The organism is Phyllobacterium sp. YR531, from assembly GCF_000282595.1.
Taxonomy (GTDB): domain Bacteria; phylum Pseudomonadota; class Alphaproteobacteria; order Rhizobiales; family Rhizobiaceae; genus Phyllobacterium.
Window position 1 is genome coordinate 91,238 of the sequence record NZ_AKIZ01000018.1, and the last position, 12,836, is coordinate 104,073.

Annotated in this window: 17 protein-coding genes; all 17 read right to left on the minus strand. The window is 66.8% G+C overall.

All coding sequences use genetic code 11. The annotated features are described in order from the left end of the window. Positions 1–4: 4 nt before the first annotated feature. Positions 5–1,999 carry a conjugal transfer protein TraG gene (locus PMI41_RS12060; protein ID WP_008125113.1) on the minus strand — a complete coding sequence of 665 codons (1,995 nt, stop codon included), beginning with the start codon at positions 1,997–1,999 and terminating at the stop codon, positions 5–7. 28 nt (positions 2,000–2,027) lie between these two features. Further along, positions 2,028–3,764 (minus strand): VirD2 family relaxase/mobilization nuclease, encoded by a 1,737-nt coding sequence (locus tag PMI41_RS12065; RefSeq protein ID WP_008125115.1) that lies wholly within the window; start codon positions 3,762–3,764, stop codon positions 2,028–2,030. Positions 3,765–4,008: 244 nt separating this feature from the next. Continuing rightward, positions 4,009–4,674, minus strand: coding sequence for a lytic transglycosylase domain-containing protein (locus PMI41_RS12070; RefSeq protein ID WP_086003525.1), 666 nt, complete (start codon positions 4,672–4,674; stop codon positions 4,009–4,011). 114 nt (positions 4,675–4,788) lie between these two features. Next, complete coding sequence (locus PMI41_RS12075) at positions 4,789–5,124, minus strand: DUF736 domain-containing protein (RefSeq protein WP_008125119.1); 336 nt, start codon at positions 5,122–5,124, stop codon at positions 4,789–4,791. Between the two features lie 36 nt (positions 5,125–5,160). Beyond that, a complete protein-coding gene (locus PMI41_RS12080) occupies positions 5,161–5,706 on the minus strand; it encodes a S26 family signal peptidase (protein WP_008125121.1) in 546 nt (181 codons plus the stop codon). Next, the gene (locus tag PMI41_RS12085) at positions 5,703–6,224 is read right to left on the minus strand and encodes a DUF2840 domain-containing protein (protein WP_008125123.1); all 522 of its coding nucleotides are present in this window, start codon (positions 6,222–6,224) and stop codon (positions 5,703–5,705) included. Before PMI41_RS12085 ends, PMI41_RS12080 begins: the two co-directional genes overlap by 4 nt. Beyond that, complete coding sequence (locus tag PMI41_RS12090) at positions 6,221–6,475, minus strand: hypothetical protein (protein WP_008125126.1); 255 nt, start codon at positions 6,473–6,475, stop codon at positions 6,221–6,223. Before PMI41_RS12090 ends, PMI41_RS12085 begins: the two co-directional genes overlap by 4 nt. After that, the gene (gene parA, locus PMI41_RS12095; protein ID WP_008125128.1) at positions 6,472–7,110 is read right to left on the minus strand and encodes a ParA family partition ATPase; all 639 of its coding nucleotides are present in this window, start codon (positions 7,108–7,110) and stop codon (positions 6,472–6,474) included. Before parA ends, PMI41_RS12090 begins: the two co-directional genes overlap by 4 nt. Positions 7,111–7,318: 208 nt before the next feature. After that, on the minus strand, positions 7,319–8,203 hold the full coding sequence (locus PMI41_RS12100) for a replication initiator protein A (protein ID WP_040854668.1): 885 nt from the start codon (positions 8,201–8,203) through the stop codon (positions 7,319–7,321). Between the two features lie 11 nt (positions 8,204–8,214). Then, positions 8,215–8,496, minus strand: coding sequence for a helix-turn-helix domain-containing protein (locus PMI41_RS12105; protein WP_008125131.1), 282 nt, complete (start codon positions 8,494–8,496; stop codon positions 8,215–8,217). 136 nt (positions 8,497–8,632) lie between these two features. Continuing rightward, positions 8,633–9,130, minus strand: a complete 498-nt coding sequence (locus tag PMI41_RS12110) for a DUF2285 domain-containing protein (RefSeq protein ID WP_008125135.1) — start codon at positions 9,128–9,130, stop codon at positions 8,633–8,635. A 388-nt stretch (positions 9,131–9,518) separates the two neighbouring features. Next, positions 9,519–9,785: a DUF2285 domain-containing protein gene (locus PMI41_RS12115; RefSeq protein ID WP_008125138.1), complete on the minus strand. Its 267-nt coding sequence runs from the start codon at positions 9,783–9,785 to the stop codon at positions 9,519–9,521. A gap of 93 nt (positions 9,786–9,878) precedes the next feature. After that, a complete protein-coding gene (locus tag PMI41_RS12120) occupies positions 9,879–10,136 on the minus strand; it encodes a hypothetical protein (RefSeq protein WP_008125141.1) in 258 nt (85 codons plus the stop codon). A gap of 186 nt (positions 10,137–10,322) precedes the next feature. Beyond that, positions 10,323–10,649, minus strand: a complete 327-nt coding sequence (locus PMI41_RS12125; protein ID WP_008125143.1) for a DUF736 domain-containing protein — start codon at positions 10,647–10,649, stop codon at positions 10,323–10,325. A gap of 564 nt (positions 10,650–11,213) precedes the next feature. After that, the gene (locus tag PMI41_RS12140; protein WP_008125145.1) at positions 11,214–11,657 is read right to left on the minus strand and encodes a hypothetical protein; all 444 of its coding nucleotides are present in this window, start codon (positions 11,655–11,657) and stop codon (positions 11,214–11,216) included. 141 nt (positions 11,658–11,798) lie between these two features. Next, positions 11,799–11,966 carry a hypothetical protein gene (locus PMI41_RS25245; protein ID WP_008125146.1) on the minus strand — a complete coding sequence of 56 codons (168 nt, stop codon included), beginning with the start codon at positions 11,964–11,966 and terminating at the stop codon, positions 11,799–11,801. 224 nt (positions 11,967–12,190) lie between these two features. Next, positions 12,191–12,769, minus strand: coding sequence for a hypothetical protein (locus PMI41_RS12145; RefSeq protein ID WP_008125148.1), 579 nt, complete (start codon positions 12,767–12,769; stop codon positions 12,191–12,193). Positions 12,770–12,836 lie beyond the last annotated feature (67 nt).

Sequence of the window (12,836 nt, forward strand, 5' to 3'; positions counted from 1 at the left end):
CGCCTCACAGCTCCATGCCGTCGTTCGGATCGAGCGAGACCTGGCGCGCCACGCCCTGCATGATCTGGTTGGCGCGGCTGATCCGGGCCGTGTCCTCTTCGGCGTCATCGTCGAGTCCGGTCTCGAACTCGTTCTCGATCGGCGCCTTCTTTTCGACGGGTGTGGCGCGGTTCAGCTCGGGCTGGTGACGCCGTTCCGATCCCGTCGGATCTTCATCTCCGGCGTCCGTAGCAGCGGCCGCGCTGGCCGACATGATGCTCGCCGGCGGGGCCGGAAGCGGCAGCCGGCTCCAATCGTCCTTTCCCGGCTGCGTCGGCCTGGTGAGCGCCGGCGGCGCCATGATCCGATCCTTGAAGCGGCGGTCCTCGTAGTAGCGCGCCTTCTTCGCCCGGATCGGAGGGGTGCCTGCCACCATGACGATCTCGTCGGCCGGAGGGAGCTGCATGATCTCGCCGGGCGTGAGCAGCGGCCTGGCCGTCTCCGAGCGCGACACCATCAGGTGGCCGAGCCATGGCGAGAGACGATGGCCGGCATAGTTGCGCATGGCGCGCATCTCGGTCGCGGTGCCGAGCGCATCGGAGACGCGCTTGGCGGTTCGCTCGTCGTTGGTCGCGAAGCTGACGCGGACGTGGCAGTTGTCGAGGATCGAGTTGTTCGGCCCATAGGCCTTCTCGATCTGGTTCAGCGACTGCGCGATCAGGAATGCCTTCAACCCGTAGCCGGCCATGAAGGCGAGCGCGGATTCGAAGAAGTCGAGGCGGCCAAGCGCCGGAAACTCGTCGAGCATCAGCAGCAGCCGATGCCGGTTGCCTTTGGCGTTGAGGTCCTCGGCCAGGCGCCGGCCGATCTGGTTGAGGATGAGCCGGATGAGCGGCTTGGTTCGAGCGATGTCCGACGGCGGCACTACAAGGTAAAGGCTGGTCGGCTGCCGAGCTCCGACGATGTCGGCGATGCGCCAGTCGCAGCGGCGCGTCACCTCGGCGACGACGGGGTCGCGATAGAGGCCGAGGAACGACATGGCGGTCGAGAGCACGCCGGAGCGCTCGTTGTCGGATTTGTTGAGCAGCTCGCGCGCAGCCGACGCGATGACCGGATGCGGCCCAGCCTCGCCTAGATGGGCGGTCTTCATCATCGCCGCCAAGGTCGACTCGATCGGCCGCTTCGGGTCGGAGAGGAAGGCGGCGACGCCGGCCAGCGTCTTGTCCTCCTCGGCGTAGAGGACATGGAGGATCGCGCCGACCAGGAGCGCGTGACTGGTCTTCTCCCAGTGGTTCCGTTTCTCAAGGCTGCCTTCCGGGTCGACCAGGATGTCGGCGATGTTCTGCACGTCGCGGACCTCCCACTCGCCGCGGCGCACCTCAAGTAGCGGATTGTAGGCCGCCGACCTCGCATTGGTCGGATCGAAGAGCAGCACCCGGCCGTGGCAGGCTCGGAAGCCGGCGGTCAGTGTCCAGTTTTCGCCCTTGATGTCATGGACGATCGCCGAGCCCGGCCAGGTGAGCAGCGACGGCACGACCAGGCCGACGCCCTTGCCGGATCGGGTCGGCGCGAAGCACAGCACATGCTCGGGTCCGTCGTGCCGAAGATAGGCGTGGTCGATCTTGCCGAGCACCACGCCGTCCTCGCCGAGCAGACCCGCACCGCGCACTTCGTCATGGCGGGCCCAGCGCGCCGAGCCGAAGGTCTCGGCGTTCTTCGCCTCGCGTGCCCGCCACACCGACATGCCTATGGCGACGGCGATCGACACGAAGCCGCCGGACGCCGCGATATAGGCGCCCTCGACAAAGATCGGCGGCGCATAGGCGTCGTAGAAGTACCACCAGGGAAAGAAGGACCACGGATAGTAGATCGGCCAATGACCGAGCATGAACCATGGCGGTCCGAGCTGCGGCTGGAAGCCGAGTCTGTAGGCCGTCCATTGCGTGGCGGCCCATGTCGTCAACAGGACGATGGCGAAGACGGTGAGGATCTGGCCCCAGAGGATCTTGGTGGCGGCCATGGCGGGGTCCTTTCGCTTGGGATGGTGGTCAAAGGCCGAGCCCCCGCTGGCGGCCGAAGCTCCAGTCGACGCCGCCGTCGCTTCGGGCGACGCCGGAGACGTGACGGCCGAGCTGCTTTTCGAGTGACGGCGTCCAGGGCACGAGGCTGAAGCCGACCCCGTCGTCGATCATGGCGAAGCGGCCGCTCGCGAGGGTCAGCCGCCGCTGGTAGGTGCCGGTGACATATTCGCCGGATTCAGGTTTGACCTGCGGCCGTCCCGTCTCGGCGGCGATGCGTTTGGCAACGGCCTCCAGCTCACGACGTCGGAGCGTGTCAACCAGGCCGGCTTGGAAGCTGACGCCGCGCTTCTGGCGTTCGGCGAGGCCCTGGCCGACAAGGTGCTCAGCCCGCCGGTCCATGGCGTCGCGCACCTCGGCGCCGAAACCGCCGCCGAGCGCCGTCGGCTCGCGGGCGATATTCTGCCGGTCGAGCCAGGTGGCGCCGGTCGCGGTGACCTGCCGCTCGATGTCGAGGTCGGAGCGCACTGCGATCGCGACACGGCGCTGGCCGCGCGCGTCATCGAATTTCCGAAGCTCGACGATCGAACCCGGGGCGCTGTCGCCGGCCGCGTCGAGGTCGGGCAGCTTGATGTGGTGAGTGCGGCCGTCGACCCCATCGACGACGGCGAAGGCCGTGCCCTTCAGCTCGTCGTCGAGGCCGCGGGCGACCAGGCGGCCGATGACCGGATCGTTGAGGCTTTCGGACGCCAGCACATAGCTCGCCGCGCCCCGCTCGATGCCGCGCTCGTTCAGGCCGTGATGGATGCGCTTGATGATATCGCCGCGCTCGCCGAGTTCGCGCAGCGTCGCCTCGGCCTTGTCCGAGATCGTCCACTGTCCCGGACCAATCTCGTCGGCGAGCCCAAGGCCCTCGAGCTTGCGCAGCCGCCCGACCTTCAAGGCATGGAATTCGTCGGGCTGCCGATCGGCATGCGGCGCGAGGTCGATGACGCCGGTGCGATAGGCGTCACGGGCGAGCTGGCGATCGAGGTTGGTCCAGCGATCGGCGTCGACCTGGCGCTCCAGCGTCTGCCGGATTTCCTGATCGGTGCGCGGCCCCAGCTCCTGGGTGATCAGGTCGCGCGCCCGATCACGCATGCCCTCCTTTATATAATCGCGCGAGATGACCAGGTTCTCGCCGTCATCGCGCACGCCGCGCACGATCAGATGGACATGCGGATGCTCGGTGTTCCAGTGATCGACCGCGACCCATTCGAGCCGCGTGCCGAGATCCTTCTCCATCTGGCCGACCAGCTCACGGGTGAAGCCCTTCAGGTCGGACATTTCCAGCGCGTCGTCGGGCGAGACGATGAAGCGGAAATGGTGGCGGTCATCTTCGGACCGCTCCGCGAAACCCTTCGCGTCGACGTCGTTGCCGCCCGGACCGAACAGCCGGGCCTTCTCCCCGTCGCGGGTAACGCCGTCGCGGCGAAGATAATCGAGATGCGTCGAGAGCGGCGCGGACCGCCCACCATGACGGACGACCCGCGCCTTGATGACCGCACCGCGCGAGCGGGCGGTGATGAGGCGGTTCGCCTGGATCGAGGCGCGCTGGCCGCGCCCGAACCGGGACCGCGCGCCGGACCCGATCTTCCCTTGCCGGGAGACGCTACCGCCGGCGCGCTGGGCGGCCGCCAGCGCCTGGGCGATGAAGGGCCGCGCCCGCTGCGCGCTGGTCGAACGGATACGGCCTGGCCGGATGCGGAATTCGTGCTCGTCGGTCATCGCCGGCGTCCCGCACATCGCGCCAACGCGATGATATTCTTGAAAAATGCGCCGATGCGCAGGCTGCGCCGATCAGGCGCACCTCGCGAAATCGCTGCATAACCCCTTGAAAAAGCACAACCGAACCAAGGCGCACATCGCGCCCCTTTATCCTGCCATCGTGCGGTTGTGCTTGCGGTTCTCCCTCCCAACGCCCTCCAATCTGCGCTGGGGTTCGCCGTGCTGCGATGGACGGGTGGGGCGGTCATCGCGAGCCTGCAGGCTCTCGCCGGGAGACGAACAGGCCGCCGGTCGGGTTCGCATCGGTTGCAGGATCGCGCGGTGGCGGCGCAGTGTCGCCGTCACGAGATGTCACATCCGCCTGCACTGGACCTGCGCCCGGACCGCGATCAGTGGCGCCGATGAAGAGCGGCGCGCGCGTCCACGCCAGCGCGTCGGTGGCTGCCACAGTGACGACGGACGGAGGTGCCTCACCACCGATAAGGGGCGCGAGCTGGGCGACATAGGCGCGCGTCTCCGCCGGCAACGGGCGGCCATTCGCGAGGTAGTCATCGTACCGTCCGGGCCCCGCATTGTAGGCCGCGAGAAAGCCGGGTGCGCCGTAGCGATCGCAGAGTTCGCGCATATAGGCCGTGCCCGCGATGATGTTGTCGCGGGGATCGAACGGATCGCTGCCGAGGCGATAGCGAGCGCGCAGATAGGCCCAGGTGTCGGGCATGATCTGCATCAGGCCAATCGCGCCCTTGGGCGAGACGGCGCGCACATCGTTGGCGCTCTCGACACGCATGAGCGCGCGAATCCAGGCGACCGGAATGCCAAACCGCTGCGAGGCCTCCGCGACGAAAGCAGCAAGTGGTGAGCTCGTCTCGGCCGGTACCGGCGGCACGGTCTGAGCCTGCACCGGTGACATGGGCGCGGCGGGGAGCGGCAGGCCGGAAAGGAGAAGGAGGAGCAGCCGGGAGGCGGCACGGGACTTCCCCGTGCCGTCCCGATGATGCTGCGATCGACGCGGGGCGCGCACCGATCAGTCCTCCGTGCGCGGCTTGGCGGGCCGCGACCAGTGCAGACCCCAGGCGGCATTGTCGTCGCCCGAACGGAAGAGGTTGGCGCGCAGCGGACGCGGAAACAGCGGGCTATCGAGCTGCACGGAGACGTAGTCGCCGGCACGCTCGCCGACATGCTTCCAGCCGGCGCCGATCTCGATGCCGTCTTCCCCGCCGAGCAGGACACGGTATTCCGGCGCGTTCTCGGCTTCGGACGGCTCGGCCGGAACGAAGGCGAGTTCGGCGTCGATGCCGAGCGCGGTGAGCCGGCCGGAATAACCGGACTTGGTGCGGGTGAATTGGCCGATCTGGGTCATGGTCGTCTCCTTTGGGTTGGGGTTGGAAGCGGCAGTTCAGCGGGTCGGCGCGCGCCAGACGTAGCGGCCGTCGCCGTGCTCATCGGTCCAGAGCGGCGTCGCCCGGCCAATCACGTCGCTGGTCGGCAGCGGCCCGAAATAGCGCCCGTCGAGGCTGTCGCGGACCAACCAATTCATCAGGAAAAGCTCGCCCGCGGCGATGCGGCGGCAGCCCTGCCAGACGGGCAGCGATCGGCCGAGGTGATCGCGGTCGAGCGCATCGCCCATCGGCACGCCGTCGACGGTGATGGCGTGATCGCAGCGGCAGACCTGTTGGCCGGCAATGCCCGCGACCCGCTTCATCAGGGGCACGCCGCGGCCGATATAGCCGCGCTCGACCATGAAGGCGGCGAGCGGTTCGGGCGCGCGAACGGCGACGAGATCGGTGATCTCGAACCGGTCGGCCGGCGCGATGCTGTAGAGCCCGATCGGCGTGCTCGCCGACGCGTTCCAGATCAGCTTCTTCGGGAAATCGACGAAGGCGGCGGCCGCCATACCCATGGTCAGGAGGTAGGTGACCATGACGTAGCCGAAGCGGCTCATGATCCGGCCCTCCGACGCAGCAGGAAGGCCTTGTGGTGCTGGGCCGTGTAGGATCGCGGCTGTTCGCCGGCGCTCATCCTGTTGTGGACGTGCCGCCAATGATCAGGCGAGACGTCGCCAGGATCGATGCCGATCGCCTCGATCGCATCGATCATCTGCAGCACGCGCTCGACCTTCGGCCAGCCTTCGACCTTCAGCAGGATGTCGCCGCCCGGGCGCACGAAGGGCACGGTCTGCTGCGGCTCGCCGGCGCGAACCGTGTGTAGCACGTCGAGATGCGAGGCGATGGTGCCGTAGTCGTTGGCGGCCCAGCGCACGAAGCCGAAAACGCTGTCCGGCGCAAAGCGCAGCACGCGCCGACGGCGGTCGAGGACCTGTTCGCCGACCTCGCGGCCGAACCTGATCCAGTTCTCAACGCGCTTCTCGATCCAGGTGAGCTCGACTTCGGTCAGGTCGTGAGGCGGCGGCGCGGCCGGTGTCGGCACGCCGCGCGCATGGATGGCGGCGGCGCCGGTCATGTCGCGTCTCCGTTAGTCTGAGGGAATTCGCGCGCGAGCAGCTGGCGCAGCATCTCGGCGACGGTAATGCCGCGCTGGAAGGCGGCGATCTTGATCCGGGCGCGCTGGTCCGGCGTAACGTCGATCGTCAGCCGTGCGGTGTAGATGGCGGCGTCGGGCGCACGGGGCACAGGCGTGTCGGCAGCCCTGATCCAGGTCTCCGCATCGCCCGGCCGGGTGGCGAAACCGCGCTTCGGAGGCGTCGCGGTCATGGCGCGATCCTCCCGATCTCGGTGACCAGCGCGGCGATCTCGCGCGCGGCGGCGCTGTCGTGATCGAGTTCGCCGACAAGCCGGCCGGTCTGCGCGGTGTCGGCGAAGGCGACGCGCTGACCGATCCTCGCCGCGAGCAGCGGCGGGTCATGGTCGGCGAGCGTTTCGGCGGTGTCGCGGGCGATGACGGTGCGCGCGGCGCAGCGATTGAGGACGAAGCGCGCCGCGAGCTGCGGGCGGTAGATGCGGGCCTCGGCGAGCAGCGACAGCATCTCGGCTGAGGCCCAACCGTCGAAGGGCGACGGCTGCACCGGGATCAGCACCAGGTCGGCGGCAAGCAGCGCCGAGCGCATCAGCCCGGCGACGCGTGGCGGCCCGTCGATGATGACGTGGTCGACATCGCGGGCGATCTCTGGGGCCTCGCGATGCAGGGTGTCGCGCGCCAGGCCGACGACGCCGAAGAGCCGAGGCAGGCTTTCCCGCGCCCTCTGCTGCGACCAGTCGAGCGCCGAGCCTTGCGGGTCCGCGTCGATGACGGTGACTCGCTGACCACGCTTCGCCCATTCGCCGGCAAGATGGAGCGCGATCGTCGTCTTGCCTACGCCGCCCTTCTGGTTGAGCAGCGCGATGATCATGACGGCCTCCCGGCGATCGGGGACTCGTCCACACGCCGCGAAAATGCGGTTTGCGTTAGAAAGATTCCGAAGGAATCTAGGTTAGAGAAGTTACGGGGCTCGCAAGTCGCTGATTCAGCGAGCGGATTCGACGATTCCGGTCCCCGATAGCACGAGGATCGGGTCCTCGATGGCACGATGGGTCCGGTCCCTGATAGCACGAGACGATTCACAGCTTATCCCCAGGGCGCTTGGTCGAGCGGCGGCGCTGGCGGGGGATGCCGAGCGCGTTCGGATCGATCGGTTTGAAGGAGAGGATTTCGGGGCCGCCGAGGCACTGCTCGATGGTCAGGCGATAGCCCGGCAGCGGTTGGCGGCGGACGATGTCGCGCAGGTCGTAGGCGAAGTGCTTGAGCGGCGAGAGCGAGCCGGACTTGGCGTGGAGATGCGGGAAATCGAAGCTCCAGCCGAACTCCTGCTTGCCGCCATGCTTGCGCACCAGGCGATAGAGCCAGCGCTCCAGGCCGCCCGTCAGGCCGAAATAGTCGCGGTCGATGGTCAGCACGAGCGCGTCGTCGAGAACGGCGGCGTAGAACCAGTCCGGCACGATCAGTTCGAGGCCCAGCGGCCGGCCGCGCGCATCGGCGCGCTCCTTCCACTCGTTGATCCAGGAGAAGCGGTGCATCCGCCGTTCGGTCGGCTGGCGGATCGACGTCGCCACCGTCGTCGACTGGAGACGGTCGAGCGCGGCCTTCAAACGGTCGTAGTCGCGCAAGGACACGCCACGGCCGATGAACTGCAGAATTTCGTAGGGCGTGGTCGCCATCAGACGCGATGGCCGCAGGCCGGCGTCTCGCGCCTCGACGATCTGGGAGGCCGCCCAGATCAGGACGTCGGCGTCCCAGATGGTGGCCATGCCGTGTTCGGGAACGGCCTCCACACGGATAACGACGGAGCCGGCCTTGAAGTTGATCGGCGCCAGTCGCTTCGACTTGCCGAGCGCGAAGAACGGGTACGCCATCAGGTCCTGCGCGTCGCGCGGCGCGAGATCGCCGGGCAGCGCCCGGAAGAGATCGAGCTGCTCGCGTTCGCTGCTGTGATGGCGCGCCGACATCCGCTGGTCGCTCAGCGCTGCGGCGCGGAGTTGCCTGCCGCGCCGTTCGTTTCGTGACGCTTCGCCGGCAGGACGGTGTCGGTGTCGGCGGTCGAGTTCTTGGTGCCGCGATTGGCCCAGGCCTGCAGGTCGGCGATCGCATAGACGACGCGCCCGCCGAGCTTCTTGAAGGCTGGTCCGGTGCCGTAGGTGCGATGCTTCTCCAGCGTGCGACCCGACAGGCCGAGGAACCGCGCCGCCTCGGGCGTGCGCAAGAAGCGCGGGGGAACGTGGACAGTCGCACTTTCAGCCATGATCGAAGCTCCGTGTGGTGCTGGGGGGCTGCCGGATGTCGGCGGCGGTTCCAGCGCACGGTCGCTCGCTCGGGCGCGATCCACGATGTCGAAGATTTGCGGGAATAATCGACACCCCTTGCGGGCGCCGGTGCGGCTAGGGTTTGCGCGCGCGTTTCAGAAGATCGCGGTAGCCGCCGTGGATGAGCTTCATGCCGTCACGGACGAGACGGATGGTCGTCTCGCGGAGCGCGTCGCCCGCCCAGGAGGCCGCCTCGATGTGGTGACTTGGAAAGAGCACGGTCGCGATGGCGCGATAGCTTTCCTGTTCGAGTCGGGCATCGACGGCGCGCAGCATCTGGCGCAGGCGCTGCCGCCGCTGCGGCGTTACGCGCGGGTCCGGCGGCGCCGGCGGCGCGCGCAGGCCGCGCCAATAGCGGGCGAGCGCGTCGAGCCGATCGGGTGTGGACTCGTCGAGCAAGACGATCGCCACGGCAGGCGGCTGCGCGCCGTTCACGCCGAGACTGCGCGCGCGCATCACCTCCTCGCCGACGCGGATGCGCGTATCGGCGACGTCCTGGGATGTGGGCAGCGGTTCCCCCTCAGCAGCAGGTGCAGGTGCAACCCAAGTCGGGAGCCCCTGCAGGATCAGCATCCAGGGATCGGCTGTCGGCGACCATGCTGGGTTCGCGCCTGGCGCCGGAAGTTCGGGGTCGGCCGCGAAAGGATAACCCCCATTTGGTCGAGAGAGCTGCAGCGGCCTGATCTTCTCCAAGACCTCTTTGCTTCAGCCGATTGTAGTCTTGTTGATACTCGGGATTACGCCTCAGAAATTCCCAGGCCAGGTCCGGAGCGTCCAATTCATTTACATAGTCATAGGCGGTTGAGATCCGCCATGTGCCTTGCTCCGGCATCCTTGGCCTCCCATTGCGTCGCTCAACGCGAGAACTGCAAGCCCCAACGATTCTCGGTTGAGTGGCAATTTGGGAAGCCCGAAGGCGTGTGCGGGTGATGCAAAGTCCGCATCACTGGGATGAAAAAGGTTAATGAAAACTGGCTCGTATAAGGTCGCGGAAACCATTGTTGGTCATCCAATGCGCCCTCGCCAGATGGTTTTGGTATACAGCTTCGGCGCGCGACTGATCGGTCTTCGGATCGATGCCGAAGATGATCTTGGCCACTTCTTCCCAAGGCGCGCCTTCGCTTTCCGCATCAAGCAGGCGCAAGTAGGTGGCCAGATGCGCGCGGTCATAGTCAGTGAGCCGCGTATCCGTCGGCGGTTGGTCGAGAAAGTCGGATTTTCCGCTCATAGTTAACGTCCCCACCGCGTCATATCCGAAACGGATGGAGTTTGCACGACGGTGATAGCGTAGAAACGGCGGCGCAATGCGGCATTGTTGAGTTCAGGCGCGCCGAGCTGGCCGCAGGCGGTCTTGCCGAACAATCATCACTCCTTCGCCCTGATCGGAGTTGAGGAAGACGATACCGTTCTCCTCAAGCGCTCGGCGGACCTGGTCGCGCGTCGACTCATGCACGGGGAGCCCGTTCTCGGACTCCACGCGCTTCAGAGCGGTCAACGATACCAGGGCCTTGTCAGCGAGCGTCTCCTGATTCCAACCAAGTAACGCGCGGGCGGCCCGTGACTGTCGGGCGGTGATCATGCATGACCACCTCCTACAGTTCGGACTCCGCACGCCACGAAAACGACTATAATAGTCGTCCTTGACTGGTTTGGCGAGCCGAAAGCTGCTCTTCGACCCGATGCCCGCAGCTTCACCGGGCGAACTCATTCGGTCGCCCTGGGCGCCGAAGGCCCCGGCCTTCCGGCCGGGGCATTGCGCGGGGCCTCAGTCGCCGCGCCGCCCGTTGGGGCGGGACCAGATCAGCGAGAAGGTGTCTTCGCCTTCGTCGTCGAAGAGGTTGGCGTAGATCGGGGCGTTGAAGCTCGGATCGTCTAGCTTGAGGCCCAGATAGTCGCGGCCTTCGTTGGAGCGCTTGGACCAGGCGGCGCCGATTTCGGCGCGGCCGACCAGGACCCGGTGGCTGGGAGCGTTCTCGCCGGTGGCGCGCTGGTCGGGGACGATGCGCACATTCTTGGCCTGGACGCTGAGGGTGACGATGTCGCCGGTGAACTCGTTCGAGCCGGTCTTCTTGAAGGTGCCGATGGTCGCCATTGTAAGTCTCCGTTTTCCGTTCCCGAGCCCGCACCATTGCGGCCTCGATGGCGATCGCTTGGCCGGAGGCGATCGACGGCGCACCCCGAAGGGGCCTGACAGCCAAGGAGGGGCTTTCTTGTCTCGCGAGGAATGGCGGCGCAGCCGGCAGGGGAAGAAAGTTTGACGCGGCTGTTGCGTCATAGGCGATCGAGGCGCAGCCGGCCTTCGGCCAGATCAGGCCATTGAAGAGGCCGTTTGGAGCGGTCGAGGCACGGTCAGATAACGGAGAAGATGGCGGCCGTCCTACATCGGCAAACCGGCGTCACGACATGCTCACCGGCTTCGTCTCCTCCCGCCAGGCTGACGCTGCTGCATCCTGGCCTTCCGCCGCCACCACGGAGATCCCCGCGCCGGATGTCCGGTGCCCCGCCGAGACATGGGTCTGCCCCTGCAGCGCTCCAGCGAGGACCGCTTTTCCGGGCCAGCGTGGATCCGCACCGCACGCGCCCATCGCTCCGACATGAGACGATGGGACGACCACGACCACGGCTGCCCTGATCCTCCTGACGGCGTTGACGAAGATCAGGCGCGCGAAAGGTCCCGGCCGGACGGGGCCGGAGCCGCCGCCATTCCCGCGACCCGCACGAAGGCGGTGATGCCGACCGCGACCGCGCCGATGACGGAGAACATGATCTGCCACGCGTCGGACGGCATGAGGTGCTTCACGATGCCATGGGTGGTATGGAAGCCGGCGATCGCCGCCGGCGCGACGAAGGCCGCGGCCACGATCAGCTTCAGCCACATGGGCCGGACGAAGGTAATGAGCAGATGCCCGGCGGCGAGCGTGATCGCCGCCGCGACGGCGCCGACGAGGATGGCGCCAGGAATGCCGGCGCCCGTGCCGTGCGCCCAAGCGCCCGCCGTCACGCCGATGAACGCCGGCAGCGCGAAGACGGCCAGCGTGAACAGCAGCCAGCAAAGCAGGCCTATCGCCGCGAGGGATGCAAGTATTGCGAGGATGATCATGGTGGTGGCCTCCGTGTGGACAAGGTCTGACGGTCGCGCCTTCCACCACCACCACGGCGCGGCTGAAGTATAGCGCAGGAGCGCGCGTGCCGGGAGCGGAAATCGGCGGCGATTTCCGCTCCTGCGACCGGGTCGCCCCGGTCAGGGGGCGAAAGGGTCGATCTCATGGACGATGGCGGCGGTGTCGCCGTCGTATTCGCTGGCGGGCGTGACCGACAGCGTGCCGTCGCCGGCCTGGAAGATGATGATGGCGGCCATCAGCGTGGTGGCGAGGCTGAAGGCGAAGGCGTGAGCGTCGTTGAGGGACATCGATCCGGCTCCTGTTCGAGCGGAGGACCATCCCCCGCTGACAGGCGCCCGAAGTGTCGGACTGAGCGCTGCAATCACCGCGTAGGCGTAGCCGCAGCGGCGGCATGCTCGCATAGCCGACCCTTTATGGGTTGATGGCGTCAGGCGATCAGTCTGACCAAGGATCAGCGCAAATGAAGCGGGGACGGCTTTTCGCGTCAGAGCCGGTCAATGCCGCGAGACACTCAGTCCAGTTCGATCGTCTTGCCTTGTTCCTTCTCAAGCCGGTTCAGGTACTTGTTCAGGCTGATCGTGACGAAATGCTCCGTGTGAGCGACGGCTTCCAGAAAATCGTCGATCTCATTGACCGGCACAGCCATCGTCCAGAGATGTCGGATGATGAGCCGTCCGGGTTCGTCCTTGACTGCGAGCGTGAGGCGGACGATGTCCGATGCGTCCGTGTGTGCGGCAATCGAATTGCGAAGCGCGATCAGGCGTTCATGGACCTGCTTTCCGTCATCTGACCCCTCATAGACCTTTTTGGCGTCGAGCATCGGAATGCCGGGGCCAGAGGACGCATAGCACCGGCAATAGGCCATGATCCCGGCGACGAAGAACGCCTGTTGGCGGAGCGAGTTTTCCATTTCGCCGAGTTCGACCGGGTGGTCACGCACCCACTCGAAGTTGGTTCGTGCGTTGACGAGGTGCATCAGCATGTGCGTCCACGCCGAAAGACGCTCAAATCCGGGGGGATCGAGCGTGAAGCCCTCGGCGAGGATGGGCGCCATATGTGTTTTGTAGTCGTCGTCCGTGATTGTGCTCATCGAAGCCCCGCCTTCCGTTCCCTAGGTAAGTAGAAACGCCGTCGGCCGCGTTCCAGTATTGCGCCCG

What these genes read in the sequence shown, in the direction of transcription:
- PMI41_RS12060 (WP_008125113.1), bottom strand. Translation starts at nt 1,999, where the DNA reads ATGGCCGCCACCAAGATCCTCTGGGGCCAGATCCTCACCGTCTTCGCC.
- PMI41_RS12065 (WP_008125115.1), bottom strand. Translation starts at nt 3,764, where the DNA reads ATGACCGACGAGCACGAATTCCGCATCCGGCCAGGCCGTATCCGTTCG.
- PMI41_RS12070 (WP_086003525.1), bottom strand. Translation starts at nt 4,674, where the DNA reads ATGTCACCGGTGCAGGCTCAGACCGTGCCGCCGGTACCGGCCGAGACG.
- PMI41_RS12075 (WP_008125119.1), bottom strand. Translation starts at nt 5,124, where the DNA reads ATGACCCAGATCGGCCAATTCACCCGCACCAAGTCCGGTTATTCCGGC.
- PMI41_RS12080 (WP_008125121.1), bottom strand. Translation starts at nt 5,706, where the DNA reads ATGAGCCGCTTCGGCTACGTCATGGTCACCTACCTCCTGACCATGGGT.
- PMI41_RS12085 (WP_008125123.1), bottom strand. Translation starts at nt 6,224, where the DNA reads ATGACCGGCGCCGCCGCCATCCATGCGCGCGGCGTGCCGACACCGGCC.
- PMI41_RS12090 (WP_008125126.1), bottom strand. Translation starts at nt 6,475, where the DNA reads ATGACCGCGACGCCTCCGAAGCGCGGTTTCGCCACCCGGCCGGGCGAT.
- parA (WP_008125128.1), bottom strand. Translation starts at nt 7,110, where the DNA reads ATGATCATCGCGCTGCTCAACCAGAAGGGCGGCGTAGGCAAGACGACG.
- PMI41_RS12100 (WP_040854668.1), bottom strand. Translation starts at nt 8,203, where the DNA reads ATGTCGGCGCGCCATCACAGCAGCGAACGCGAGCAGCTCGATCTCTTC.
- PMI41_RS12105 (WP_008125131.1), bottom strand. Translation starts at nt 8,496, where the DNA reads ATGGCTGAAAGTGCGACTGTCCACGTTCCCCCGCGCTTCTTGCGCACG.
- PMI41_RS12110 (WP_008125135.1), bottom strand. Translation starts at nt 9,130, where the DNA reads ATGCTGATCCTGCAGGGGCTCCCGACTTGGGTTGCACCTGCACCTGCT.
- PMI41_RS12115 (WP_008125138.1), bottom strand. Translation starts at nt 9,785, where the DNA reads ATGAGCGGAAAATCCGACTTTCTCGACCAACCGCCGACGGATACGCGG.
- PMI41_RS12120 (WP_008125141.1), bottom strand. Translation starts at nt 10,136, where the DNA reads ATGATCACCGCCCGACAGTCACGGGCCGCCCGCGCGTTACTTGGTTGG.
- PMI41_RS12125 (WP_008125143.1), bottom strand. Translation starts at nt 10,649, where the DNA reads ATGGCGACCATCGGCACCTTCAAGAAGACCGGCTCGAACGAGTTCACC.
- PMI41_RS12140 (WP_008125145.1), bottom strand. Translation starts at nt 11,657, where the DNA reads ATGATCATCCTCGCAATACTTGCATCCCTCGCGGCGATAGGCCTGCTT.
- PMI41_RS25245 (WP_008125146.1), bottom strand. Translation starts at nt 11,966, where the DNA reads ATGTCCCTCAACGACGCTCACGCCTTCGCCTTCAGCCTCGCCACCACG.
- PMI41_RS12145 (WP_008125148.1), bottom strand. Translation starts at nt 12,769, where the DNA reads ATGAGCACAATCACGGACGACGACTACAAAACACATATGGCGCCCATC.